This is a genomic window from Halopseudomonas bauzanensis, assembly GCF_900114735.1.
Classification (GTDB): domain Bacteria; phylum Pseudomonadota; class Gammaproteobacteria; order Pseudomonadales; family Pseudomonadaceae; genus Halopseudomonas; species Halopseudomonas bauzanensis.
Genome location: NZ_FOUA01000006.1, coordinates 107,687 through 132,650 on the forward strand (window position 1 = coordinate 107,687; position 24,964 = coordinate 132,650).

Sequence of the window (24,964 nt, forward strand, 5' to 3'; positions counted from 1 at the left end):
CCCCTTTTCGTTTTGCGAAACGGTATCGCATTCTCTGTTTCCACCACTCGGTGGAGCATGCCAGCCTCCGATTGCAATCGTGGGCGGCCCCGGTTTCAGTCAGATTGAGGAGTTCAACATGCGCGTCATCCTTTTGGGTGCCCCAGGCGCGGGCAAGGGCACACAGGCCCAGTTCATTTGTCAGCGGTTCGGTATTCCGCAGATTTCCACCGGCGACATGCTGCGTGCGGCAGTCAAGGCGGGCACCGAGTTGGGCCTGCAGGTCAAGGAAGTCATGGACAGTGGTGGGCTGGTATCGGATGACCTGATCATCGGCCTGATCAACGAGCGCATCACCCATGGCGATTGTGCCAATGGTTTCCTGTTCGATGGTTTCCCACGCACCATTCCCCAGGCTGAAGCCCTGGTCGAGGCGGGTATCGACATCGACCACGTATTGGAAATCGCCGTGGACGACGAGGAAATCGTTGGCCGCATCTCCGGTCGCCGCGTGCATCCCGGCTCCGGCCGCGTCTACCACCTCGAGCACAATCCGCCGCGCGAAACCGGCAAGGATGACGTCACCGGTGAAGCGCTGATCCAGCGTGAAGACGACCAGGAAGAGACCGTGCGCAAGCGTCTGCAGGTGTATCACACCCAGACCCAGCCGCTGGTCCAGTTTTACCGCGGTCTGTCCGAAGCCAAGGGCACGCCCAAGTGCTCCCGCGTGGAAGGCGTCGGCACAGTCGAGGAAATCACCAGCCGGGTTCTTGCTGCCCTGAGCTGATTGCCTCGCACTGCATACCAGGCCCGTGTTGGCTTTTGCCGCACGGGCCTTGTCGTTTGTTACAATCGCCTTTTTGCTCCCACCGTGAAGATCCGATGACTGCCACTCTGCTTGCCCTGGATACCGCCACCGAAGCCTGTTCCGCCGCCTTGTTGCATGAAGGGCGCCTGTTCCATCGTGTCGAGGTGGCGCCGCGCATGCATGCTCAGTTATTGCTGCCGATGATCGACGAGCTGTTGGCCGAGGCGGGTATTGCGCTGGCGCAGGTCGATGCGCTGGTGTTCGGCCGCGGCCCCGGTGCCTTCACCGGCGTACGTATCGCCACCGGCATGGTGCAGGGGCTGGCCTTTGCCATTGGCAAACCGGTGATCGGCATTTCCAACCTGGCAGCGCTGGCCCAGCGGGCCTGGCGCGAACAGGGTGCCGAGCAGGTCTGTGCCGCTATCGATGCGCGCATGGATGAGGTCTACTGGGGCTGCTATCACCTGGTCGATGGGGTCATGACGCTGGCCGGTGCTGAGCGGGTATGCGCGCCGGAACAGGTTGATCTGGCGCCCGAGTTGACCACCCCGGTGGGTGCCGGCACCGGCTGGCAGTATGCCGAGCGCCTGGCGGTGCCGGTGCAGCGCAGCTGGCCGCAGATGTTGCCCGATGCCACTGACCTGATCAGCCTGGCGTTGCCCGCCTGGCGCGCCGGACAGGTACTGGACGCCGCGGATGCCCAGCCGGTTTATCTGCGGGACAAGGTTGCCACACCGAAGGTCGGGTGATTTTGCCTTTTGGGATAACCAGGATTAACCTTGGTCTTCTGTATTACCTGTGGAGTTGATCATCCATCATGCGTCTGGACGGTTACAATCCAGCTTCTGCGCTGCCGGTAAAGCCGTCGCGTCCTGCTGCGCCTGCGGCGGACAACATGGTGCCCAGTGCTCAGCCGGCGACTGCGCCACCGCCGGTCAAGGTCCGTGCGCCAGTGGTGCAGCAGCCCGGCGCCACAGGTGAGTATATTCCCGCCCGCCAGGGCGCGACGCAGCCGGTGCATGGCCATGCCAATCAGGCACTGGCCAGTTATCAGGCCATGGCCAGCCTGCCGGATGCCGAAGCCGATGGCTTCTTTGGTGTCGATCTGTTTGTCTGAAGTCCGTATTCATGTCTGATGTCGCTCCCCGCTTGATTCTTGGTTGCCCGTTATGGGCCGAACCGGCCTGGCGAGGTGCGCTGTATTCCAGCGGCGCCGATGCCGACCAGCGGCTATACGAGTATTCCCGGGTGTTTTCCGCTGTCGAGGGCAATACCACCTTCTATGCCTTGCCCGCGCCCGAGGTCGTGGCGCGTTGGGCTGAGCTGCTGCCGGCGGATTTCCATTTCTGTGCCAAGTTGCCCCGGGAGGTCAGTCATGGTGATCAACTGGACCCACGGAATATCGATCTGCTGCAGTTCTTCCAGCGTATGGCGCCTCTGGAGCAGCGGCTGGGGCCGATCTGGCTGCAACTGCCGGCGCGTGTCGGGCCGCAGCAGCTGGAACAACTGATCCGCTTTCTCGATGCGCTGCCGACGCACTATCGCTACGCTGTCGAGGTTCGCCATCCGGATTTCTTTCGCAAGGATGACAACGAGCGGCAGCTCAACCGCCTGCTGCATGAACGGGGCATCGAGCGGGTCATGTTCGATAGTCGCGGCCTGTTCGCCAGCACCGCCACGGATGCAGCAACCCTGGATGCCCAGCGCCGCAAACCACGGCTACCGGTTCACGCCGTTGCCCTGGCCCAGACGCCGACGGTGCGTTTCATCGGCGGCATGGATAATCAACAGAGTCTGCGCTGGCTGGAGCCCTGGCTTGCCAAGTGCGCGCAATGGCTGAATGAAGGCCGCAGCCCGATCCTATTCATGCACACCCCGGATAATTGCCTGGCGCCCGAGCTGGCACGGCTATTTCATGCGCGCTTGCAGGAACAGCTGCCTGAGCTGCCGCCCATGCCCGCCTGGCCGGGCGAGCAGCAATTGCTGGAATCGCCGCAGCAGGGCGGACTGTTCTGATCCGCCGCCGGGGTTGCGGTAAACTACCCGGCCATTTTGCCGTTCAGGAATTCGGACTCTATCCATGACTGACTCACCTTGCCGCGTGGCGGTTTGCTGGCTGTCGCCGGAACTGGAGCAGCCAGCGCAGGCATTGGCGATGCACCTGCAATTGCCGGTGCTGCCAGCCGGCAGCAGCCAGGCAGAATTGCTCTTGCAGGTCGGCAGCGATGGCCTCAGCTTGCAGGCCACCGCTGCCGATGCCCCGGGCGCGGTGCGGGTGGACTTTGTCGAGGGCGCTCTGGCCCATCGTCGGCTATTTGGTGGCGGGGCAGGGCAGATGGTCGCCAAGGCGGTGGGGCTGCGTGGCGCGGTGCGGCCGACAGTGCTGGATGCCACCGCTGGCCTGGGGCGTGATGCCTTTGTGCTGGCCGCGTTGGGGTGTGAAGTGACGCTGATTGAACGCCAGCCGATCATTGCCGCGCTGCTCGAGGACGGCCTGCAGCGTGCCCGTCAGGCGGGAGGTGAGGTGGCTGAGATCGCCGCGCGCATGCAATTGCTGCAGGCTGACGCCATCGAGGCCATGGCTAACTGGTCAGCAGCAGTGCCCCAGGTCATTCACTTGGACCCGATGTTTCCGCACCGGGACAAGTCGGCATTGGTGAAAAAGGAGATGCGCCTGTTCCGCCCGCTGGCTGGCGACGACCTCGATGCCCCGGCACTACTGGCCGCTGCGCTGCAACTGGCCAGCCACCGCGTCGCCGTCAAACGCCCGCGCAAGGCACCGGCCATCGATGGCCCGCCCCCCAGTGCCCAATTGAGCGGCCAATCGAGCCGCTATGATATCTACGGCAAGAAGAAACTGGAGTAAGCGGTTTCTGTAGATGACGGTATGGGGCAGCGCACACGGGGGGCTACCCTGCGCTGCGGGCCACTTGGCGGATGGACAGGCGGATTTCGGCACTGAGGACGCGTTTGGCGGTGCTCTCGGCGATATCTTCCAGCTCCGGTTGGTAATGCAACCGACCTTCGTTGTCGGTGCTCAGTACCTCGAAGGTCTGCAACCGTTGGATGAATTGGCGGAACAGGGTCTTGTCGAAGAACTCCGGGGCGTTGAGTCCATGCAGGATCGACAGGCGCTGGGCCATGACGGTGCACAGCCCCTCCAGCTGCTCGGCGGTGAGGCTGCCGTTGGGGTTGTTCAGCAGCAGCGCCGCAGCCATGTAGAAGCGTTCCAGCATCTGGATGATGCTGCGAGCCAGCAGGGTGAGCAGCACGAACTCGCCGGAGGCGGTATCCGGACGGTGGATCTGCTCGTTCTCCTCGCGCAGCAGGCCACGCCCGACCAGGCCGTCCACGTAGCGGCTGATGATCTCCGGCAACTCCTCTTCACGCCAGTGCAGAAACAGCTCGCCTTGCAGATAGGGATAGAGCGCGCTGACCAGCCGCTCGATCTGCTCACGACTCATGCGTGCGTTGTTGAGGAACAGGCAGGCGATCAGCGCTGGTAACGCCACCAGGTGCAGAATGTTATTGCGATACCAGGTCATCAGCACCGCTTGGGGTTCGTCGAGAAACAGGATCTCACCCAGCGCATCGGACTGGCGACCTATCATGCCCATGGCTTCCACATGGCTGATCTGCTCGGCGCCAGCGAGCGTCGGCAAGGTGACATTGGCGCTGTAGGGCACATCACCCAGCAGGCCGGTGAAGGTGTCCAGAGTGCGGGACAGCGTCGCCTCATCCAATGCCAGACGCCGGGTCGAGAGCATGGCCAGCGCCACCAGGTTGACCGGGTTGGCATCCGCCGCCGCGTTGATCGCCCCGCCGAGGGTCCGTGCCAACTGGTTGGTCACATCCGGTAGCCAGTCTGGTTTGTATTCGGGGGCGTTGTGCTGATCACGCCAATCGGGCTGGCGCTGATCGAGAAAATCATTCAGCGCCACTGGGCTGCCGAAGTTGAGTGCCACTTCGCCGAAGCGCAGCTTGAGAGCGGACAGTACCCGGAACAGATCGAAGAAGGACTCCTTCTTCTTTTCCTTGCCGCGCAGCTCGCCCAGGTAGGTACGACCTTCCAGCACTCGCTCGTAACCGATGTACACCGGCATGAACACGATGGGCCGGCGGGATGAACGCAGGTAGCTGCGCAAGGTGATCGCCAGCATGCCGGTCTTGGGGTCGAGCAGGCGGCCGGTGCGCGAGCGCCCGCCCTCGATGAAGTACTCGACCGGGAACCCACGGCTGAACAGGGTATGCAGGTACTCATTGAATACCGCGGTGTACAGCTGGTTGCCGCGAAAGCTGCGACGCATGAAGAAGGCACCGCCACGGCGCAGAATGCTGCCGATCACCGGCATGTTGAGATTGATGCCGGCAGCGATGTGCGGCGGGGTCAGACTGCTGCGGACCAGCAGGTAGGACAGCAGCAGATAGTCGATATGGCTGCGATGACAGGGCACATAGATGATTTCATTGCCGCGGGCGATGTCCTGCACGTTTTCCAGATTGTTGACCTTGATGCCGTCATACAGCTTGTTCCAGAACCAGGACAGGACGATTTCCAGAAAGCGGATGATGCTGTAGGTGAAGTCCGAGGCGATCTCGTCGGCATAGCGGGCGGCACGCTGGCGGGCGCGCTCTTCGCTGATGTTCTGCTCGACCGCCTCGCGGGCGATGGCCGCGCGTACCAGTGGCCCGTGCATCAGTCCTTTCAGTAGCGTGCGACGGTGGGACAGGTCGGGGCCGACCACAGCGCCGCGCTGGTGCTTGAAGTGCACGCGCAACAGGCGGCTGACCTTGCGCAGGTTGCGGTTGTGGCCAAGGTTTTCATCGGCCAGTTCCCGCAGCGACAGCGGCTCGCCGAAGCTGACGCGGATCTTGCGGCCATGTACCAGGATCGCCAGTAATTTGCGCAGTTTGCCGCCCACCCCCCAGTTATGTGCGAACAGCAGCTTCAACGGCGATGATTCAGCATCCGGCGACAGGCCCCAGAATACGCTGACCGGGACTATCTTCACCTCGGGAGTGACCCGCAATTCCACCGCGGTGAGGGCGCGCAGCAACCGCGGCGAACGCTTGCGCGGGTCGGGGCGCCCGCTCCAGGCCAGTTCGCTGGTGAGATGGAAGTAGGCGGACTCTTCCTCCAGCGCACCGCTCGGCGGCATGACCGGCCGCGGCAGGCCGGCCCGTCGGCATTCCTGATCCAATACCAGCAGATCGGAATAGGATCGCCCGGGCAGCACATAGAGAATCGGCTCGCCACTGGCCGGAGCGATCTTCGCCAGCGGATTGCCGATGCTCTCCGAGCGGGCCCACAGGTACAACAGGCGGCGCATCAGGCCGAAACGCAGGCGGCTGAACAGGGAGGGTTGGGCTGATGGCATGGGCAATCTCTGAAATGACAGGCAACGAGCGGCGATTCTACCGTTTTTCAATACTTTGTTACATTCGCCGCTGTATAGCCGGGTCTTGAAACGCCGCAGGGATATGCCCATATCAGTAAACGGCAGGATAATTTGCTCGCCACAGGAACACCTATTGGCTCTGGTGATGGACCGGTATCTGCGGAACCAGTGCAGGCCTGAAATGTCCTTTTCCCGTGCGCTGGTAATCAATGTATCCTTGCGCTTTGCGGCACGCGCCTGATTGCGACGCGCCAGTATTCCGGGGGGAAATGGAAGAGGCCATGATAAAGATAAACAGCCTGACCAAACGCTTTGGCGACCACGTCGCCGTGGACAATCTGTCCTTTGAGGTAAAACCGGGGGAAGTCCTGGGCTTTCTCGGCCCGAACGGTGCCGGCAAGTCCACCACCATGAAGATGCTCACCGGCTTTCTCACGCCGGACGGTGGCAGTGCCTCCATCTGCGGGTTCGATATCCGTACCCAGATTCTTCAGGCCCAGCAGCAGATGGGCTATCTGCCCGAAGGCGCACCCTGTTATGGCGACATGCGGGTGAAAGGCTTTCTCGAATTCATTGCCGAGGTTCGCGGATTGCGCGGCGCTGACAAGCAGCGCCATGTCGCGCGCGCGGTCGAGCAGGTGGAATTGCAGGGGGTACTCGGGCAGAGCATCGATACTCTGTCCAAGGGTTTCAAGCGCCGGGTCGGTCTGGCCCAGGCGATTCTGCATGACCCAAAGGTGCTGATTCTCGATGAGCCCACCGACGGGCTCGACCCCAACCAGAAACACCAGGTGCGGCAACTGATCCAGCAACTGGCCAGCGACAGCAACAAGATCGTGGTGATCTCCACGCACATCCTCGAAGAAGTCAGTGCCGTATGCAGCCGCGCGGTGGTGATTGCCCGTGGCCGGTTGCTGGCCGACGGGACGCCCGACGAGCTGGAAGCCCGCTCGAATTACCATCAGGCGGTGACCGTGCTGTTGCAGCAGCCAGTGGACAGCCAGCCATTGCTGGCGCTGCCGGGGGTGAAAGAGGTCGAAGTCGAACATGGTGGGCACCAGCTGACAGTGATTGCCGAGCCGGATGCGGTGATTTTCCCGGCGGTGGGCGAATATGCGCGTCAGCAACAGTGGCAGGTCAAGGAACTGTCGGTGGAGCGGGGACGTCTGGACGATGTCTTCCGCCGCCTGACCGCGGAGGAGGCCGCATGAGTAGTCTTGGTGTGATTTTCAAGCGTGAGCTGGGTAGCTATTTCGCCACCCCGCTGGCCTATATCTTCATCGTCATCTTTCTGATGCTGTCGGCGGTCTTCACCTTCTATCTGGGTGGCTTCTACGAAGGCGGCCAGGCGGATCTGATCCCCTTCTTCAATTTCCATCCCTGGTTGTACCTGTTTCTGGTGCCGGCGGTGGCCATGCGGCTGTGGGCCGAGGAGCGCAAGTCCGGCACCATCGAATTGCTGATGACCTTGCCGGTATCGCGTACCGACATGGTGCTGGGCAAGTTCCTGGCCGCCTGGGTGTTCGTCGGTATCGCCCTGGTACTGACATTTCCGATCATCATCACGGTCAACTATCTGGGCTCGCCGGATAACGGCGCCATCTTCACCGGCTACCTGGGCAGCTGGCTGCTGGCTGGCGGCTACCTGGCCATCGGATCGTGCATGTCGGCATTGACCAAGAACCAGGTGATTGCCTTCATTCTCAGCGTGGTGGCCTGTTTCGTGTTCATCGTCAGCGGCTTTCCGCTGGTGCTGGATTTGTTCAGCGGCTGGGCTCCCCAGTGGCTGCTGGATGCCATTGCCTCACTCAGTTTCCTGATTCGCTTCGATGCCATCAGCAAGGGCGTGCTGGATCTGCGTGACCTGCTGTATTTCATATCGCTGATGGCGGCCTGGCTGCTGGCCACCGCGATCGTCATCGACCTGAAAAAGGCCGATTGAGGCAAGGGAGAATAACAATGAAACGACTGATGTATTCAGGTACCGGGCTGCTGGTACTGCTGCTGGCCTTCATCGCCTTCAACATGGCTACCGGGGTATTGCTGCCCGGGGCCCGACTCGATCTGACCGAACAGAAACTATTCACCATCTCCGATGGTACGCGGGAGATTCTGGAAGAGCTGGATGAGCCGATCACGCTGTACTTCTTCTTCTCCGACCGTGCCAGCAAGGACATGGTGGTGCTGCGCAACTATGCCCGCCGGGTCGAGGAAATGCTCCGCGAATACGAGCGTGTGGCTGGCGGTAAACTGAAACTGCAGATCATCGATCCGCAGCCCTTCTCCGAGGCCGAGGACCGTGCCGCCGAATTTGGCCTGCAGGCCGTGCCGCTGACCCAGAGTGGCGATCAGCTGTACTTTGGTCTGGCCGGCACCAACGAACTGGCCCAGCGGGAAATCATCCCGTTCTTCGCCCTGGAGCAGGAAGGACTGTTGGAATATGAACTGAGCCGGCTGATCAACAGCCTGGCGCAACCGGAAAAGCCGCAGATCGGGCTGATTTCCGGTTTGCCCATGGCCGGCGGCATGAATCCGATGAGCGGCCAGCCCGGCGCGCCCTGGGTCGCTTTCGAGCAGATGCAGCAGATGTTCAGCTTGCAGGAGCTGGAGGCCGACATCGATACCGTGCCGGAGGAGATCGAGGTCCTGTTGCTGGTGCATCCCAAGACCCTGAGCGAGGCGGCATTGTTGGCCGTCGATCAGTTCGTGCTGCGCGGCGGCAAACTGCTGGCCTTCATCGATCCGCTGGCCGAAGCGGACCAGAGCATGGAAGCCATGATGGATGGCATGGCCGACGGTAAATCATCTGATCTTGGCCCGCTGCTGAAGGCCTGGGGCGTGGGTTACAACCCGGAACAGGTGGTGCTCGATGCCCGCCTGGGCATGTCGGTCAGTCGCGGTCAGGGACAATTGCCGGCGCGGCATATTGGTTGGCTGGAGGTTGAGCCGCAGTTCATGAGCCGCGACGACACCGTCACCGCGCCGTTGCAACTGCTGACTATTGCTACCGCCGGCGCGCTGCAGCCGCTGGAAGGGGCGAGCACGCAGTTCCTGCCGCTGCTGTCGAGCAGTGCCAACAGTGCGCTGATACCCAGCAGCCGCTTCAGCCGCATGCAGGACCCGGAAGTGCTGCTTAACGGCTTCCAGGCGGATGATCAGGTCTATCATTTCGCGGCTCGGTTGCAGGGCCCGGCCAGCACGGCCTTTCCGGATGGCCTGGAAGGTCGTGACGTGGAACTGACCGAAGCGGACAACATCAACGTGCTGCTGATTGCCGACACCGACCTGCTCACCGACCGCATGTGGGTGCAGGTGCAGGACTTCTTCGGCCAGCGTGTTCCTCAGCCCTGGGCTGACAATGGCGGCCTGCTGATCAACGCGCTGGATAACCTGTCCGGTTCCGAGGCGCTGATCAGCGTGCGCTCGCGGGGCGATTTCAGCCGGCCGTTCACCGTGGTGGAGGATCTGCAGCGCAAGGCCGAGCGCCGCTACCGCGCCAGCGAGCAGCGCCTGCAACAGCAGCTGGAACAGACCGAGCAGCGCCTGCGTGAGCTGCAGCAGGGTCAAGACCCATCGCAGTTGACCGAGCTGAGTGCTGAACAGGAGCAGGCGATCCAGGGTTTTCTCGATGAGAAGCTGGCGATCCGCAAGCAGCTGCGCGACGTGCGCTATGAGTTGAACGCAGATATCGAACGCCTGGGCAATCAGCTCAAGATGATCAATGTCGCCTTGGTACCGGCTCTGCTGACTCTTGGTGTGCTGCTGTGGTGGCTGGTTGGCCGCGCGCGCCGTCGCGCGGTCTGAGGAGGATAGTCATGCGTAACAAACCTTTGATCTTCACGGTGGTACTCACAGCGATACTGGTGGCGCTGGCGTTGAATATGCGTGGTCAGGACCGGGTCGCCGACCTGTCCAGCCGCGATCTGCTATCGCCGATGCAGGAGAAGCAGTTGCCGGCGCTGGAGCGCATCAGCCTGACGCGGGGCGAAGGGCGGGTCGAGCTGGCACGGCATGATGGCACCTGGGGCGTCGTCAGCCACGCCGGCTTCCCGGTCCAGCAAGAACGCCTGGCGGCGTTGCTGCACGCCCTGCGTGGTGCCCGGGTAGTCGAGGAAAAGACCAGCAATCCCGAGCATCACGCGCGTCTGGGGCTGGAGGTGGCTGCGGACAGCGAAGCGCTGAAGGTCGACCTGCACACCCCGGAGCTGGATTTCGGGGTGATCTATGGCGACCGGGTGGGCAACGGGCAACTGGTGCGTTTCATTGACAATGATCAGGTGCTGCTGCTCAACCGGCCGCTGAGCATCTCGGTCAGCCCGCTCGATTGGCTGGCGCTGAAGGCCGTCGATATTCCCATGCAGCAGGTCGCGACGGCCCGCTGGACTCATGCCGACGGCGAAACCCTGGAGCTCGACAAGCGCGCTGAGGGGGATTACAACCTGCGCATGGTCGGCCTGGAAGCTGATCAGCAGAGCGGCAACGAGCGCTGGATCAACAGTATGGTATTGGCGCTGATCAACCTGACGGCGCAAAACGTGGCGCTGCGTGAAGATCTTGCCTTGGCCGAGCCCATGCTGCGGATGCAGGTAACCACCTGGGCCGGCGCCGAGCTGGCGGCTTCGCTGCATGACGTCGAGGGTCGCTACTGGCTGGTGATCGACAACTACGCTGCAGCCGAGGCCGAGGAAGACCCGTTGCAGGTTAATGCCGATTCGCGCTGGGCCTATCAGATCGGTATCGGTCAGGTGGAGAACCTCAACAAGCGGCAGGCCGATATCGTACGTTCCCCGTAGCACAATCTCCCTTGCAGGTCGGTCATGTTTGGCTAGAATCGAGTCACGGCCTCTATAAACAGTATTCCAAACTGGGGCGCGTCCGGTTGTACGGCGAGTCCCTTCATGGGAGCGACGCCGCGTCAGGTTCGCACCAGCTACCGAATCAAGGTTGAACGGAGTGTCGTTATCGCCACTCCGGACTTCCCGGGTGGTGGGTCATTGGTGATGTGGAGATTGTGGGAATGTCTGATCGGCAAACCGGTACGGTTAAATGGTTCAACGATGCCAAGGGTTTTGGCTTCATTCAGCGTGACTCGGGGCCGGATGTGTTTGTGCACTTCCGTGCCATTCGCGGCGAAGGGCACCGCACTCTGGTCGAAGGCCAGAAGGTGGAGTTCGATGTCACTCAGGGGCAGAAGGGCTTGCAGGCAGAGGATGTAGCCGCCCTTTGAACGTCGCCGAGGCGAGATCGTCCTGGTATTGCCTGGCGCTGGGCGACGGCCTGTTGGCTACTGTCCCGCTGAGCGATATCGAAGACGCCTTCCGGCAGCTGCATCCGGCCGAAGCTCCACCGGGTGCAGCTGTTTTCAGCCGTCACCGTCTCGATGGCCTGCAGTGTCAGGTCACAGTCTATTTTTCCCCGGCGCTGGCTGGGCTGGCGCGCAGCTTCAATGCCCATCCCTGTTGCGTGCCCGAAGGCCATGACCTGGAATTACTGGTGGGCTCAGCCCAGGCTCTCACTCGCTGATTCCGCGTAATCAGGCGCTTGGCAGATTGCCATCCAGCCAGCGCTGAAAATCCGACGGCGGCAGCGCGCCATTGAGGCGGGCCACTTCCTTGCCACGGTGCATGATCAGCAATGTCGGGATGCTGCGAATAGCGAAGCGTGCCGCCAGCTCCTGGGCAGCTTCGGTGTCGACCTTGGCCAGGCGGGCGCGGGGTTCGATATTGCCTGCGGCCTGGGCGAACACCGGTGCGAATTGCTGGCAGGGCCCACACCAACTGGCCCAGAAGTCCACTACCAGGGGCAGATCGGCATTGGCATGGGCATTGAAATTGGCGCCACCCAGATCTACCGGGGCGCCGCTGAACAGCGCTTCCTTGCAGGCTCCGCAGCGGGGCGCCTGATCAAGCCGTTCGGCAGGCAGACGGTTGCGGCGATGGCAATGTGGGCAGGCCAGGGTCATGGGTTCGCTCATGGGCGGGCTCCTCTGCAATTGATCTGGGCAGACGCTGCGCTCAGGGCTTGAGCGCCCAGGTGAATTCCTCTTCACCAGCGACGGTTACCTTGTACCAGCGGTCGGCATCCGCTTCGCCATGTTGCTCTTCCCAGCCGCCGATGGAGCAACGTACTTCCCGGTTGAGCCCGTGAGCTAAGGCGCGGGCGCACTCGAGGTCGGTGGCCCAGGGAGTGCGATCGCTCTCGAACCAGATGCTCGCCCATTTGCCGGCCGCCTTGCGCACTATCATCAGTGGAATCGCAGCGTCGCCATGCAGGGTGCCGCGGCGAGTGGTGCCGGACCAGGGGCCCAGGTCGAGGCGGCCGACCTGCTGCTCCAGCCAGGTGCCCAGCTCCTCCAGAAACTCTTCCTTCAGATAGATCTCGATATCCGGTTGGCGCACGCAAATTCCTCTCAGTGACGTTGCAACATGACCATGCGCATGGCGACTTCCAATCCGGCAACGCCACTGTCGCGCAATGCCTGCTGGCGATCAGGGCGGCTGCGAAAGCCGTGGGGCGTCATGCCGATCAGGTTATCCAGAGCGGTGGGGTCCAGATCCAGAGCATAGCGCAGGACCTGGTCATTGACGATCTCCAGCCCCTCGGGCAAGACCTTGATCAGCTCCGGAGTGGGGTGAATGCTGTCGTACAGCTTTTCGCGCAGGGCCAGCAGATGATCGGCATGGGGGCCGACCAACAACAGGTGGCCGCCGGGTCGTAGCACCCGCAGGCATTCATCCCAGGACCAGGGGCTGAATACACACAGGGCGGCATCCAGGCTGGCGTCGGCTACCGGCAGACGGGCGCTGGAGCCCACCAGCCACTGGATGTCGCGGTTGCGTCGACAGGCCTTGATCACCGCGTCCTTGCTGATATCCAGCCCGGCGCAGTCGGCCTGCGGCAGGGCGCGGGCCAGACGATCGGTGTAGTAACCTTCGCCGCAACCCATATCCAGCACGGCGGCAGGTGCCTGCTCACTGAACAGCCGGTTGATCTCGTCGCTGACCGGCTGGTAATGACCGCCGTCGAGGAAGGCCTGGCGGCAACCGAGCATGGCCGGGGTGTCACCGGGTTGGCGGCTGTTCTTGTGCTGCACCAGCAACAGGTTGAGATAACCCTGGCGGGCCTGGTCGTAACTGTGACCATTACCGCAGGCCCAGGTGCGATCCGTAACCTGCAGCGCCTCGTGGCAGTGGGGGCAGATGAGTTGCAGCATCAGCTGAGCAGCTCTTGCAGGGTGGCCTGGTAGATATCGGTAAGCGTTTCCAGATCAGCCGCGTTGATATGTTCGTTCAACTGGTGAATGGTCGCATTCACCGGCCCGAGTTCGACCACCTGGGTACCCATGGTGGCAATGAAGCGCCCATCGGACGTTCCGCCAGAGGTGGATGGCTGGGTTTCACGGCCCGTGACCTGGCGGATTGCCGCAGCCACGCCATCCAGCAATTCGCCGGGTTCGGTAAGAAAGGGCTGGCCGGACAGGGTCCATTCCAGCTCGTGGTCCAGGCCGTGGCGGTCGAGAATGTCGATGACCCGTTGCTGCAGCCCGGCTACCGTGGACTCGGTGGAGAAGCGGAAGTTGATCAGTGCTTCCAGTTCGCCCGGCACCACATTGGTGGCACCCGTGCCGGAGTGGATATTGGAAATCTGGAAACTGGTAGGCGGAAAGAAGGCATTGCCCTGATCCCAGGTCTCGGCTGCCAGCTCTGCCAAAGCCGGTGCGGCCAGGTGGATGGGGTTGCGTGCCAGATGTGGATAGGCGACATGGCCCTGTTTGCCCTTGATCAACAGGCGGGCGTTCAACGAGCCACGGCGGCCATTCTTGACCACGTCACCCACCTGCTCAGTGCTGGAAGGCTCGCCGACGATGCACCAGTCCACCTTCTCGTCCCGGTCGACCAGAGTCTGCACCACCTTGACGGTGCCCTCGGTCGCTGGGCCTTCTTCATCGCTGGTGATCAGGAAGGCAATCGAGCCGCGGTGGTCGGGGTGGGCGGCGACAAAGCGTTCCACAGCCACCACCATCGCCGCCAGGCTGCCTTTCATATCCGCTGCGCCACGCCCATACAGCATGCCATCGCGCATGATTGGCTCGAAAGGCGGATTATCCCATTGCTCCAGCGGGCCGCTGGGTACCACATCGGTATGGCCGGCGAAGCAGAGCACTGGCGATTGGGTGCCGCGGCGTGCCCAGAGATTGTCTACCTCACCGAAACGCAGGGACTCCAGGGTGAAACCACAGGCGGCCAGACGATCACCCATCAGTTGCTGGCAACCGGCATCGTCCGGGGTGGTGGAATCGCGGGCAATCAGCTCGCAGGCGAGGGCAAGGGTAGGGGAGAGCGTGGTGGTCATGGTCGCTGGCCGGGTCTGAAATCGGCCGTCATGATAGCAGAGTTGAGTAGCACCACGCTCTCGTGTCGGTCGCGGACCCGGGCTACGGCTTGGCCGGATGGGTTTCGTGGCCCATCGGTGTGCTGTCCGGCAAAGCGGTCTGGCTGCGGAAGTCCGGGCTGTGGGTTTCCGAATCCAGGGGCATGTGACTGTAGCGCTGGATATTGGCCGAATCGTGCTTGTTCTCGTCCAGTATGCGCTTGAGTTCGCAGTGGCCAGTGGCGCCACGGAAAATGGCCATACCGCCCAGGGCCATCTGCAGCACGCCAGTCAGGCCGCCGGTGCGCAAGCCATTGCCCAGCAGCGCGAGGCCACCGATGATCGAGGCCGCGCGCTCTGCGCCTTCTACATTCTTGGGTGTGGTCAGGTGAAGCATGGTAGGAGTCCTCTGGTTGAAGAGCAGGGCGGCTCGCGTCGGTCAATTACCGAACGCGGCCCCCGATGGATGTCAACGCGCGGGCACTTGTTGCGCGTCATGGGAAATGGTGACTTCAACCCGGCGGTTCATCGCCCGGGAAGCCGGCGTGTTGTTGTCCGATACCGGGTGAGCCTCACCCAGCCCCACGGTCTGGATACGGCTGGCATCGACGCCCTCCTGCACCAGTGCGCGGCGTACCGAGTCTGCTCTGGCCTGGGACAATGTCAGGTTGTAGGCATCGGGGCCGGTGCTGTCAGTGAAGCCTTCGATCAGCACCTTGCGTTGCTCGTTTTCCTGCAGGAATTGCGCGAGCTTGCGCACACTGGAGTTGGCTGCCGGTTTCAACTCGGACTTGTCCAGATCGAACAAGACGTTGCTGAAGGTCACCACCGAACCACGGTCGGTCTGTTTGGCGTTCAGCTCTTCCTGCAACTTGCGGATCTGCGCATCGCGCGCCTCCAAGCGGGTGCGGGCCCGTTTCTCGGATACTCCTTCGAGTTCTTGTTCGGCTGAACGCAACGCTATGGTCTGGCGTGCCAGCTCGACCCGCCGCTCGGTCAGGTAGGCCAGGTGGTCGATTTCGTGGGGCTCGGCACCTTCCTTCTGGGCGAGCTCGGCGCGGCCGAGTGCGTCGCGCGCATCTTCGGTTTCGACGGCGGCGAGCTGCCGTGACTGTGGATGATTCTGCAGCTCGGTCACGTCCAGTCTTGCCTGTTCCAGATTGGGGTTGAGTTCATTGGAAGCACAGGCCGTCAACAGCAGCCCCATAGCCAGGCAGGCAGGGATGGTCAGTTGAGTACGCATGGGATCTTCTCCTCGCAATTGGATAGGGTGGCCGCAATCACTGCAGGCCGCGCAGGGTTTCTTCGCGCAGTTCCTGGGTGCCCCGTTCGGCTTCTCCCACGACCTTCAACGCCTTCTCCGCGCGGGCCTTGCGTTCAGCAACGCGGGCATCCCATTCGGCTTGTTCGGCAAGATAGCGAGCGCGCTCATACTCTTCGGCCACATTGGCCTGTTCGGCCTGGAGCATCTTTTCCCGTGCCTTGCGCAACTCCACCGGGGCGTAGCGGGCGCTTTCCGCGGTATCGGCGGCATTGAGCGCCTGTTGCGCGGTGGCAAGCTGGCTGGTTGGCGGTGGGGTGCTGGCACAACCAACCAGCGCTGCTGCAGCGCCGATGGTCGCGATGGCAATCAGATGTTTGGGGACGTGTAACAGAGCGTGATTTGACATGGTTCCGACTCCAGATTGAATGCATTGCGTCAACAATGGTTGCGGAAAACGAACTGTGCTTTCTTACTGGCTGGACCGGTCCGGGCCATGAGCATTGCGCTGCCAATGCGCTGTAATCGACCAGTGTGAGGCTGTTGCAATCACAGTGTGTACAGAGATTCTGACCGCCGGGGGTGGGGGCTGTTCAACAAAAACGTGCGGCTTGGCTGCGGTGGAAAGCTCAGATGACGGTGCATTCAGCCCAGCGGGCTTTGCGCCAGGCGCGTCGCTGTTTCTTATCGAGGAAGGTCCAGGCGAGCAATCGGCTGTGTTTTTGCCCTTGCGCCATGGGGATGACGCGCACGTTCGTGGTAGGTAAAGCGGCGAGCTGCTGCTGCAGCGCCGGCAGGTTGGCAGCCTTGGAAACCAGGCTGGTGAACCAGAACACCTGGCCGGCCAGGGCGGCACTTTCATCAATCATGCGAGCCAGGAACCCGGCCTCGCCACCGTCGCACATCAGCTCGTTGGCCTGGCCGCCGAAATTCAGTGCCGGCTGCCTGCCGGAGCGGTCCTTGCCGAGGTTGCGCCATTTGCGTTGGCTACCGGCACTGGCCTCGGCCTGACTGGCATGGAAGGGCGGATTGCACAGGGTAAAGTCAAACTGCTCATCGGCGCCGACCAGCCCGGTGAATATCCGGGATGGCACGGTTTGGCGGCGCAACTGGATACCCGTCGCCAGCTCTGGATTGGCTGCCAGAATATGCGCCGCATTATCGAGTGCCTGGGGATCGATATCAGCGCCGACGAAGCGCCAGCGGTATTCCACCCGGCCGAGCAGTGGATAGATCAGATTGGCGCCGGTACCGATGTCCAGGCCCATGAGTCGCTCGCCTGTGGGTATGTTGCCGTCATGACTTTCACCCAGCAAGTCCGCCAGGGCGTGAATATAGTCGGCGCGGCCGGGCACGGGCGGGCAGAGATAGCCATCGGGAATAGTCCAGTCGCGAACGCCGTACTGATGCAGCAGCAAGGCGCTGTTCAATACCGTCACTGCTCGGGTATCGGCGAAGTCCACCGTGGATGAACCATCCGCAGCCCTGATGATATGGGGCTTCAGCGCCGGGCAGGTACGGACCAGCGCATCCAGATCGTAATGGCCCTGGTGGCGATTACGCGGATGCAGGCCGGTTTTCTGCGGGCGACGCTGGTTTGGTCTGGTTGACATGGCTGGGTCTCTCGGGCAAGCGGATGATTGTCCCACAGCGGCGCGGGAGGATCATCCAGCTTGTGCACAATTAGCGTGGATGAATCTGTGGATAACCCTGTGATAGAAGGAGCGAGGCCGCATTCACGATGGTCTTGCGGGAACTGGTGATTTATTGACCAGCTGCGGATATCCACTATGGCCATGCGTTATACTGCGCGGTCTCATTTGTGCGAGGTGTACATGGCGATTGATGATCCCCGTTTCGGCGGTATAGCACGGCTGTATGGTACCGAGGCGTTGGCTCGCCTGCAGGCCAGCCATGTGGCGGTGGTCGGCATCGGTGGTGTCGGCAGTTGGGCCGCCGAAGCGCTGGCGCGTACCGGGCTGGGCCGCATCACGCTGATCGATATGGATGACATCTGCGTCACCAACACCAATCGCCAGCTGCCCGCCATGAAAGGCAATATCGGCCGGTTGAAGGTCGAGGTGATGGCTGAGCGTTTGCAGGCCATCAATCCGGCCTGCGAGGTGCGCCCGATCATGGGCTTTGTGACGCCGGATACCCTTGCTGAATACATTACCGATGACATCGATTGCGTGGTGGATTGCATCGACAGCGTGGCGTCCAAGGTCGCGCTGATCGCCTGGTGCCGGCGGCGCAAGATCGGCATCGTTACCACCGGCGGCGCTGGTGGCCAGATCGACCCGACCATGATCAAGGTCGCGGACCTGTCGAAAACCGTGAATGATCCACTGGCAGCCAAGGCCCGCTCGCTGCTGCGGCGCGATCACTACTTCCCCCGGGCCGACAGCAAGCGCAGCTTCGGCGTGCCCTGCGTCTATTCCACCGAACAACTGCGCTACCCCAAGCCGGACGGCTCGGTATGCCAGCAGAAGACCTTTGTCGGGGAGGGCGTGAAGCTGGATTGTTCCGGCGGCTTCGGTTCCGTGACCATGGTCACCGCGACCTTTGGCATGGTGGCCGCCTCCAAGGCGGTGGAGCGGTTGCTGCGTTAGGCTGGCCTGAATATCCGGCCAGCCTGGTTTACCGCAGCCACCCCATAGCTGCGTAGCGCTGGTTCTTGACTGCGCGAAGAGATTTTCCGATAGCTTGCCAGTATTTTGCCAACTGACTCACAACCCTGTTTCCCAAGGGCGGCCTTGACGGCTGCGGTCTGATATAACGGCGACTTTGTTCGTCAGACAAGGGAATACAGGATGTTCGCCCCGGCCAATACCGCGCACTTCACCCTCACCATTCCGCGCCTGGAACACGACTTCAAGGTGCTGGCCTTCCAGGGCACCGAAGCCACCAGCCAGCCTTATTGCTTTGAACTGGACCTGGTCAGCGAACGGCCGGACCTGGATATCGAAGGGTTATTACATCAGCCGGCATTTCTCAGTTACGCCGGGCCGGACCAGGGCGTGCACGGCCTGATCCACAGCGTCGCCCAGGGCGAATCCGGCAAACGCCTGACCCGCTATCGCATCACCCTGGTCCCCCGGCTGGCCTATCTGCAGCACGCCACCAACCAGCGCATCTTCCAGCACCGCACTGTGCCGCAGATCATCACCGAGGTGCTCAAGGGCCACGGCATTTTCACTGATTCGTTCCGCTTCCAATTGCGCGAAGACGGGCCCGAGCGGATCTACTGCACCCAGTACAACGAAACCGACCTGCACTTCATCCAGCGTCTGTGCGAGGAAGAAGGGATTCACTATCACTTCCAGCACAGCCCGGAAGGCCACCAGTTGGTGTTCGGCGAAGACCAGACCGTCTTCCCCAAGCTGACCCCGACCCGCTTCAACCAGGGCAGCGGCATGGTCGCCGACGAGCCGGTCATCAAGCGCTTCAACCTGCGCCTGCAAACCCGCCCCAGCCAGGTCAGCCGCCGCGACTACAACTTCGAAAAGCCGCGCCTGCTGATGGAAAGCAAAGCGCAAAGCGAAGCCCTGCCCACCCTGGAAGACTACGACTACCCCGGCCGTTTCCAAGACCGCACCCGCGGCCAACACCTGGCCACCAGAACCCTCGAAGCCCACCGCAGCGACTACCGTGTGGCGCAAGGCGACAGCGACCAGCCAATCCTGATCAGCGGCCACTTTCTGGCCCTGACCGAGCACCCTCGCCAGGAATGGAATGATCTCTGGCTGCTGACATCGGTAACCCACGAAGGCAAACAGCCCCAAGTGTTGGAAGAGTCGGTGACCAGCGCCACCAACCCCGGGGATGACTTCACCCAAGGCTATCGCAACACCTTCACCGCCACCCCGTGGGACGTTATCCACCGCCCTCAGATAAGCCACCCCAAACACCCCATCAACGGCACCCAAACCGCCGTCGTCACCGGCCCCGAAACCGAAGAAATCCACTGCGACGAACACGGCCGCGTCAAAGTCCAGTTCCACTGGGACCGCCAAGGCCAGGCCAACGACAAAACCAGCTGCTGGCTCCGCGTCGCCAGCAACTGGGCCGGCGACCGCTACGGTGGCATCGCCATCCCAAGGGTAGGCATGGAAGTGCTGGTCACCTTCCTCGAAGGCGACCCCGACCAGCCGCTGATCACCGGCTGCTTGTACCACAAGACCCACCAGGTCCCGTACAGCCTGCCGGAGCACAAGACCCGCAGCGTCTTCAAAACCCTCAGCAGCCCCGGCGGCGACGGCTTCAACGAGCTGCGTATCGAAGACAAGGCCGGTGAAGAACAGATATTCATCCACGCCCAGCGCGACTGGGACCAGAACATCCAGCACGATCAGCACATCCGCGTTGGCAATGAGCGCCACGACCGTGTCGAAGCCAACAGCTACACCGAGCTGCTGGCCGAAGAACACTGCACCACCCATGCCGACCGCAAAACCGAGATCAAGGCCGACGACCACCTGACCGTCGCCAACAACCAGCATGTCAAACTCGGCACCGGCCAGTTCATCGAAGCCGGTCAGGAAATCCACCTGTCCAGCGGCATGAAAGTCGTCCTCGAGTCCGGCAGCGAGATCACCTTCAAGGCCGGCGGCAGCTTCGTCAAGATCGACCCCAGTGGGATATCGATGGTCGGACCGCAGGTGCGGATGAACTCGGGTGGGAGTGCGGGTAAGGGGAGTGGGGCGGCGCCGGTGCTACCCGGGGAGACCGCAGCAGCACCTGACGCTTTCTCCGGCAATCTATTGGTACCAGCGCAGCGGCAGGCACTGTCGTTGGCGCCCCCGTTGTGCGCTATCTGTACCCCAAATAATGGGGGCGACGCGTGAGCACACGGTATCTGTTACTGGATGGTGTGCGTTATGAGCAAGCGCTGGAGCGCCTATACCGGCGTGATGAAGAACTGCAAATAGAACCGCTCTACGCCGGCACGCCTTGGCAGGATCTGGCTGACCTGGGGCCCATCCTGCTCGGCCTGCATCAGGACTCAACACTATGGCAGGAGGTCGATGATGAGCCGGAATGGCACGCGGCTGCGGCTATATTGACCAGCCCTGCACCCATGACACAGATAGCCGACCATCTACGTCAGTTCAATGAGGTGGCCGATACCCAGGGTAACGCCTACCTGCTGCGCTATGCCGATCCACTGGTTGCCTGGTTCTGGCTGAACAGTTTCGGTAGTGACACCGCATTACACGTGCTTGGCCCAATCAGCCAATGGCATATCGTGCAACCGCAGGTAACCTGGCAGCCAGCCGACGCAGGTTGGCAGGTATTTGACGGCCCGGACCCCGGAGCCAGTGCATCGCCATGCAATCCATTTGGCGAGGCACAACAACAAGGGCTGGATCAGGCTTATCGTTGGCAATTGAAATCCCGCCTCTATGCATGTCTGCAAGCCAATCACCCCGTTGCATTACAGCGTCTGACACCAAGCGCTCTGGATAGCTGGCTGGATAACCGGCTACTCACCGCTGAGGCTTGGGGGCTGGCCAGTGAACGCAGCCAGGTTATCTGGTGCGCATTGAGCCTGACCCATGGCGATGACTTCGCCACCGTCACTGATGGGTGCTACCAGCATTGGCTAAGCCATCATCAAACTGCCGCATTCACCCCCGACCAACGCCTCCAACAGTATTACCGGACTATGGCTGAGCCAGAAGGACTACCGACATGACCAGCATGCGCACGCCCAGCGAGATCAGAGACAACCTTTTCGCCACGTTTGCTGACAAGCCCATGACCAGTATCGGGCAGTGCCCTTTGCAGCAGGTAGAAATAGCTATCTTCCCGGTGCGCTATGCACTCGATGAAGCCGCGCAAACCAGCGGTGAACCGGGCCCGCATCCGATACCCGCTACTTGGCAAGGCGCAGACTCCTTACCTGTTCTGCATACGCGTACTTATACCCAGCGCCAGCTACGTGATGGGTGGCTGTATGTCATCGACCAGACCGCCAACACGCTGGATGAATACCGTGTGCAAGGCGCGACCTTCAGCAAGCAGGCTGCAGCAGCTGTGGGTAGCGCGGAGCCCGCGCTGGGCCACCTGTTGTATCCACGAGGGCACCAGTTGCTACTGGCTTACTCCAGCGTGAAGTGGAGTGAGTACACTCACGAACGTATGGCTGACCCAGCAGAGCAAGCGCGCTGGATGCGCCCCCTCGATCTGGCCGGATATGCCCACACCATGCAGGCACCCCACTGTGCTGCACTGACTGAGATAGCAGAGCATGTCGCTGATATTGACCCCGGCACGGCGAAGGCGGACTTGCGTTTCGACAGCACCTTGGTGGCCACCCAGGCCCAGGATGCGGAGCAGGCCTGCAAACCGGCTCTGGGTAGTGACCGGGTGCTGGCCTGTGTGCCGGATCAAGACTCCGCCCTGTTCATTGCACTGGACGACCCGCTGGGCATACTTGAAGACCTGAGTATGCAAGCGGCTGGCCCCGCACTGGCCTTGGCTCAGTTTGAAGAACAGCATATGCACCGGCTGACAGTGGCTCAGTATGTGGAAATGTTGGCGGGAGCGGACTTTTCTGATCTGGAAACCACACTCAATGTGGATGACCAAGCCTTTCACACCTTCAAACGGAAAGCCCAGCGTTATCTGGATGCGAGGGTCATGCAGCAGTTCGATGCCGCCAATGGAGGAACCGTCGGGCTCCAGCAGGCCATCAAAGAGCGAGATTTGCTGAACGCCGAATATGGCGGAGACATCGTCGATCGCGTGGATATGCTGTTGGCCCAGTGGCGGGCCAGAGACTCCCTGCGCGGGCAGGTGCGCTTTGGCGAAGCTCAGCAATATGTACTGGAAAAGCGTGTAGAGCTCGACGGCCATCAGGCCTCACTGAATATCTGTCTTGAAGACCTGATCGTCTGGCTGAAGCGTTTGGGGACAGACCCCCTCTGTGTATTTCATGATCAGACCGAGGAGAGTCAATGCCTGAGCCTGATAGAACACGCGGATGCCTGGCTGGGTCTACTCACTCAACATGAAGCCGGTCGTGACTGGGTTATCAAGGACTACGCCGAACCAAACACCCTGATGGGCTTGGCACATTACAACTTCGACAAGGAGCTGGCGTCGAATATTGACAGATTGGCACAGGAGTTTACCGAGCAGGAAGGTATCAACCTGGCGGTAGCCGGTTCAGTTGCGAAGCGCTCACAGGAAATCACCGACGTACTCAGCAACGAAACCATCCGCAACAGCGCCCTGTTTCAGCGTATGAGCCAACCGGCCCAACGCGCCTATGACACACTATTGAAGGTCGCCAGCCAACATTTCGAAGACCTCTGGGAAGCCTTCGAGTACAAACTGCTGCCCGCCGTCAGCAGCCGGCTTGGCCCGCAATGGAAACCCGTTGCCTATCTGACCATCAGCGTGGCAGTGCAAAGCACAGTCGATGAAATCAGACCCTATCTCATCCTCGACCCAGAGTACCGACAGAAACACGCACGCTGGACGCGACAGGTCGTCATGGTCACCCGTAAACTCAATGCCCAGAGCCACGTAGCGCGCACCGGAGCACGCCATGATCGTCAAGCTGCCACCCGGGATGTGAGACAGCTCAAACAACAACTGGATAACCTGATGCTGGAAATGCCCGCCAAAATTCTTGCGCGTGGCGAGATCCACCAGCAAACGCAGCACACCGCCATTCAGCAGCGGACTTTCACCATCGAAACTCTCGGTCGAGCTGAGCTGGCCCAACAGCTGGAAGCCAAAGCCAAGGATTATGGCAGCTATATCAAACGAGCCAACGATTGGGTCAAGAGCAATATCAACAAGGGGCTGGCAGGATTGGTCACAGTACTGAACTTCTGGAACTTCCACACCGCCATGGCCGACGCCGGAGCCAGCGGCGAATGGACTACCAAGGACCAGCTATCAGTCAGCACAGCCGCGGCCACCATGCTCAGTGGTTTGACTGCGCTGGCGATAATGCCGGTTTGGGCGAGGATGGCGCAGCTGCAAGGTGTGGTCCAAACCAGCAAGAGCAACAGGCAGATGATGTTGCTGACAAAGGCCGCATCGAATAAATGGGTGACGGGGCATGAGCACAAGGCCCTGTTCAAGGCACTTGCCAAGCGAGCCTTTGCCATGTCGGGATTGGCGGTGATCGCATCGGTGGCCGAGACCTTTCAGATAAAAGAAGAAATCGACAATGCGCACTCTGAAGCTGAAAAGCTGGCACTCCAATCCAAACGTGTTCTGACTATTGGGATGGGAGGGATAGGCACATTTCAGCTGTTTCGTTCTCTAGGAGTGTTCTTTGGAAACCGCGCAGCAGGGCTTGTTTTCGCCCCATGGATAGTTGTCGCGTTTGCAATTGTGGGCGCCGCCTATCTAATTGTTTCATTGGTGGCTGATAGCCTCAAGCTGGAAGGCCTGAAGCTCTGGTTATACCGTAGCAGTTGGAGTAATTCAAAAGCAGATTACTGGCCAGATACGGAGGAGGGAAACAAAGATGAGTTGCGGGCCTTGCAGGAGGTGCTGTTGCGTCCGACCATCGTAGCGCAAACCTTAAAAGGGAAAATAAGCGAGCTCAATAACCCCAACCGAAATGGCGTCTGGCTGAAGCTGGTACTCCCGCCTGATGTGGCAGATCATAACATCCGCATCTATCCGATCATGGTGACAGAAGGAGGCTGGTTCAGTATAGACAGGCAGACCGGGTACCGAGCCAACCTATATGCTGACTACTTTGCTGAAGGCAATTGGATCGATATTGAGCAACTTGGCGATTGGGAGCTGCTGGACGTAAGCAAATATAGAGACCATCTGCCCGCACAGTACGCTCCAGAAGATTGGCGAATCTGGCTTGTTCATCTTCCCCATCGTTGGGGAATGGATAGGCTGGAAGTTGAGATTCATTATCCGCCAGATATATTGGGCCGTCCCGATACCCTTGGTTATCGTTTCAATATCGATCTTGACGGCATGAAAGCAGGCAGCCTGTACGAAAATCCCTATGTTCATGGACAGGTCGCCGAGCCAGATAATGGCAGCAAGCCGTTAGTGATTGATAGCATTCCGGCTGATACACGAAATATTCTTACCTTGGGGGTGCTGTGATGCGACGTACCGGGTGGCATCGGACTTCAGATCTATCCGACCAGA

At 61.1% G+C, this 24,964-nt stretch carries 24 protein-coding genes; 15 read left to right on the forward strand and 9 right to left on the reverse strand.

All coding sequences use genetic code 11. The features are described from left to right. Window positions 1–118: 118 nt before the first annotated feature. From adk to BM267_RS13360, 5 genes are all read left to right on the forward strand, one after another. Window positions 119–766 carry an adenylate kinase gene (gene adk, locus BM267_RS13340; protein WP_036991240.1) on the forward strand — a complete coding sequence of 216 codons (648 nt, stop codon included), beginning with the start codon at window positions 119–121 and terminating at the stop codon, window positions 764–766. A 95-nt stretch (window positions 767–861) separates the two neighbouring features. Continuing rightward, window positions 862–1,536, forward strand: a complete 675-nt coding sequence (tsaB, locus tag BM267_RS13345; RefSeq protein ID WP_036990937.1) for a tRNA (adenosine(37)-N6)-threonylcarbamoyltransferase complex dimerization subunit type 1 TsaB — start codon at window positions 862–864, stop codon at window positions 1,534–1,536. 68 nt (window positions 1,537–1,604) lie between these two features. After that, window positions 1,605–1,904 carry a hypothetical protein gene (locus BM267_RS13350; RefSeq protein WP_036990935.1) on the forward strand — a complete coding sequence of 100 codons (300 nt, stop codon included), beginning with the start codon at window positions 1,605–1,607 and terminating at the stop codon, window positions 1,902–1,904. Between the two features lie 11 nt (window positions 1,905–1,915). Beyond that, on the forward strand, window positions 1,916–2,803 hold the full coding sequence (locus tag BM267_RS13355) for a DUF72 domain-containing protein (protein WP_074780947.1): 888 nt from the start codon (window positions 1,916–1,918) through the stop codon (window positions 2,801–2,803). Between the two features lie 64 nt (window positions 2,804–2,867). Beyond that, the gene (locus BM267_RS13360) at window positions 2,868–3,653 is read left to right on the forward strand and encodes a class I SAM-dependent methyltransferase (RefSeq protein ID WP_036990933.1); all 786 of its coding nucleotides are present in this window, start codon (window positions 2,868–2,870) and stop codon (window positions 3,651–3,653) included. A 43-nt stretch (window positions 3,654–3,696) separates the two neighbouring features. Here the strand turns inward: BM267_RS13360 and plsB are convergent, their stop codons facing one another. Further along, window positions 3,697–6,165, reverse strand: coding sequence for a glycerol-3-phosphate 1-O-acyltransferase PlsB (gene plsB / locus BM267_RS13365; RefSeq protein ID WP_036990931.1), 2,469 nt, complete (start codon window positions 6,163–6,165; stop codon window positions 3,697–3,699). A gap of 302 nt (window positions 6,166–6,467) precedes the next feature. On the opposite strand from plsB, the gene BM267_RS13370 reads away from it, so the two are divergent. The 6 genes from BM267_RS13370 to BM267_RS13395 all read left to right on the forward strand — a co-directional run bounded on the left by BM267_RS13370 (window position 6,468) and on the right by BM267_RS13395 (window position 11,709). Further along, complete coding sequence (locus BM267_RS13370) at window positions 6,468–7,397, forward strand: ABC transporter ATP-binding protein (RefSeq protein WP_074780944.1); 930 nt, start codon at window positions 6,468–6,470, stop codon at window positions 7,395–7,397. Beyond that, entirely contained in the window at window positions 7,394–8,128 is a 735-nt protein-coding gene (locus BM267_RS13375) for an ABC transporter permease subunit (RefSeq protein ID WP_074780941.1), read from the forward strand. The genes BM267_RS13370 and BM267_RS13375 overlap by 4 nt, the downstream gene beginning before the upstream one ends. A gap of 17 nt (window positions 8,129–8,145) precedes the next feature. Continuing rightward, window positions 8,146–9,990 carry a GldG family protein gene (locus BM267_RS13380; RefSeq protein WP_074780938.1) on the forward strand — a complete coding sequence of 615 codons (1,845 nt, stop codon included), beginning with the start codon at window positions 8,146–8,148 and terminating at the stop codon, window positions 9,988–9,990. A gap of 11 nt (window positions 9,991–10,001) precedes the next feature. Further along, window positions 10,002–10,979: a DUF4340 domain-containing protein gene (locus BM267_RS13385; RefSeq protein ID WP_074780936.1), complete on the forward strand. Its 978-nt coding sequence runs from the start codon at window positions 10,002–10,004 to the stop codon at window positions 10,977–10,979. Window positions 10,980–11,203: 224 nt separating this feature from the next. Continuing rightward, complete coding sequence (locus BM267_RS13390; RefSeq protein WP_036990917.1) at window positions 11,204–11,413, forward strand: cold-shock protein; 210 nt, start codon at window positions 11,204–11,206, stop codon at window positions 11,411–11,413. Beyond that, entirely contained in the window at window positions 11,410–11,709 is a 300-nt protein-coding gene (locus BM267_RS13395) for a hypothetical protein (protein ID WP_074780933.1), read from the forward strand. The genes BM267_RS13390 and BM267_RS13395 overlap by 4 nt, the downstream gene beginning before the upstream one ends. Window positions 11,710–11,719: 10 nt before the next feature. Here BM267_RS13395 and trxC read toward each other — a convergent pair whose 3' ends face one another. The 8 genes from trxC to rlmF all read right to left on the reverse strand — a co-directional run bounded on the left by trxC (window position 11,720) and on the right by rlmF (window position 17,430). Continuing rightward, entirely contained in the window at window positions 11,720–12,160 is a 441-nt protein-coding gene (trxC, locus tag BM267_RS13400; RefSeq protein ID WP_177173407.1) for a thioredoxin TrxC, read from the reverse strand. A 40-nt stretch (window positions 12,161–12,200) separates the two neighbouring features. Beyond that, complete coding sequence (locus tag BM267_RS13405) at window positions 12,201–12,584, reverse strand: hypothetical protein (RefSeq protein ID WP_074780930.1); 384 nt, start codon at window positions 12,582–12,584, stop codon at window positions 12,201–12,203. Window positions 12,585–12,595: 11 nt separating this feature from the next. Beyond that, window positions 12,596–13,399: a putative RNA methyltransferase gene (locus BM267_RS13410; RefSeq protein WP_051611084.1), complete on the reverse strand. Its 804-nt coding sequence runs from the start codon at window positions 13,397–13,399 to the stop codon at window positions 12,596–12,598. After that, complete coding sequence (gene dapE / locus BM267_RS13415) at window positions 13,399–14,538, reverse strand: succinyl-diaminopimelate desuccinylase (protein ID WP_074780927.1); 1,140 nt, start codon at window positions 14,536–14,538, stop codon at window positions 13,399–13,401. Before dapE ends, BM267_RS13410 begins: the two co-directional genes overlap by 1 nt. Before the next feature lie 82 nt (window positions 14,539–14,620). Continuing rightward, a complete protein-coding gene (locus BM267_RS13420) occupies window positions 14,621–14,953 on the reverse strand; it encodes a YgaP-like transmembrane domain (protein ID WP_074780924.1) in 333 nt (110 codons plus the stop codon). Between the two features lie 72 nt (window positions 14,954–15,025). Continuing rightward, the gene (locus tag BM267_RS13425; RefSeq protein WP_036990911.1) at window positions 15,026–15,799 is read right to left on the reverse strand and encodes an OmpA family protein; all 774 of its coding nucleotides are present in this window, start codon (window positions 15,797–15,799) and stop codon (window positions 15,026–15,028) included. 37 nt (window positions 15,800–15,836) lie between these two features. After that, window positions 15,837–16,226, reverse strand: a complete 390-nt coding sequence (locus tag BM267_RS13430) for a DUF4398 domain-containing protein (protein ID WP_051611082.1) — start codon at window positions 16,224–16,226, stop codon at window positions 15,837–15,839. Between the two features lie 220 nt (window positions 16,227–16,446). Further along, a complete protein-coding gene (gene rlmF / locus BM267_RS13435) occupies window positions 16,447–17,430 on the reverse strand; it encodes a 23S rRNA (adenine(1618)-N(6))-methyltransferase RlmF (RefSeq protein ID WP_074780922.1) in 984 nt (327 codons plus the stop codon). A gap of 222 nt (window positions 17,431–17,652) precedes the next feature. On the opposite strand from rlmF, the gene tcdA reads away from it, so the two are divergent. The 4 genes from tcdA to BM267_RS13455 all read left to right on the forward strand — a co-directional run bounded on the left by tcdA (window position 17,653) and on the right by BM267_RS13455 (window position 24,919). Then, entirely contained in the window at window positions 17,653–18,429 is a 777-nt protein-coding gene (tcdA, locus tag BM267_RS13440; protein ID WP_074781124.1) for a tRNA cyclic N6-threonylcarbamoyladenosine(37) synthase TcdA, read from the forward strand. A gap of 201 nt (window positions 18,430–18,630) precedes the next feature. Next, window positions 18,631–20,664, forward strand: a complete 2,034-nt coding sequence (locus BM267_RS13445; RefSeq protein ID WP_074992215.1) for a type VI secretion system Vgr family protein — start codon at window positions 18,631–18,633, stop codon at window positions 20,662–20,664. Beyond that, window positions 20,661–21,515 (forward strand): DUF4123 domain-containing protein, encoded by an 855-nt coding sequence (locus BM267_RS13450; RefSeq protein WP_074780916.1) that lies wholly within the window; start codon window positions 20,661–20,663, stop codon window positions 21,513–21,515. Before BM267_RS13445 ends, BM267_RS13450 begins: the two co-directional genes overlap by 4 nt. Continuing rightward, complete coding sequence (locus BM267_RS13455) at window positions 21,512–24,919, forward strand: T6SS effector BTH_I2691 family protein (protein ID WP_074780913.1); 3,408 nt, start codon at window positions 21,512–21,514, stop codon at window positions 24,917–24,919. Before BM267_RS13450 ends, BM267_RS13455 begins: the two co-directional genes overlap by 4 nt. Window positions 24,920–24,964 lie beyond the last annotated feature (45 nt).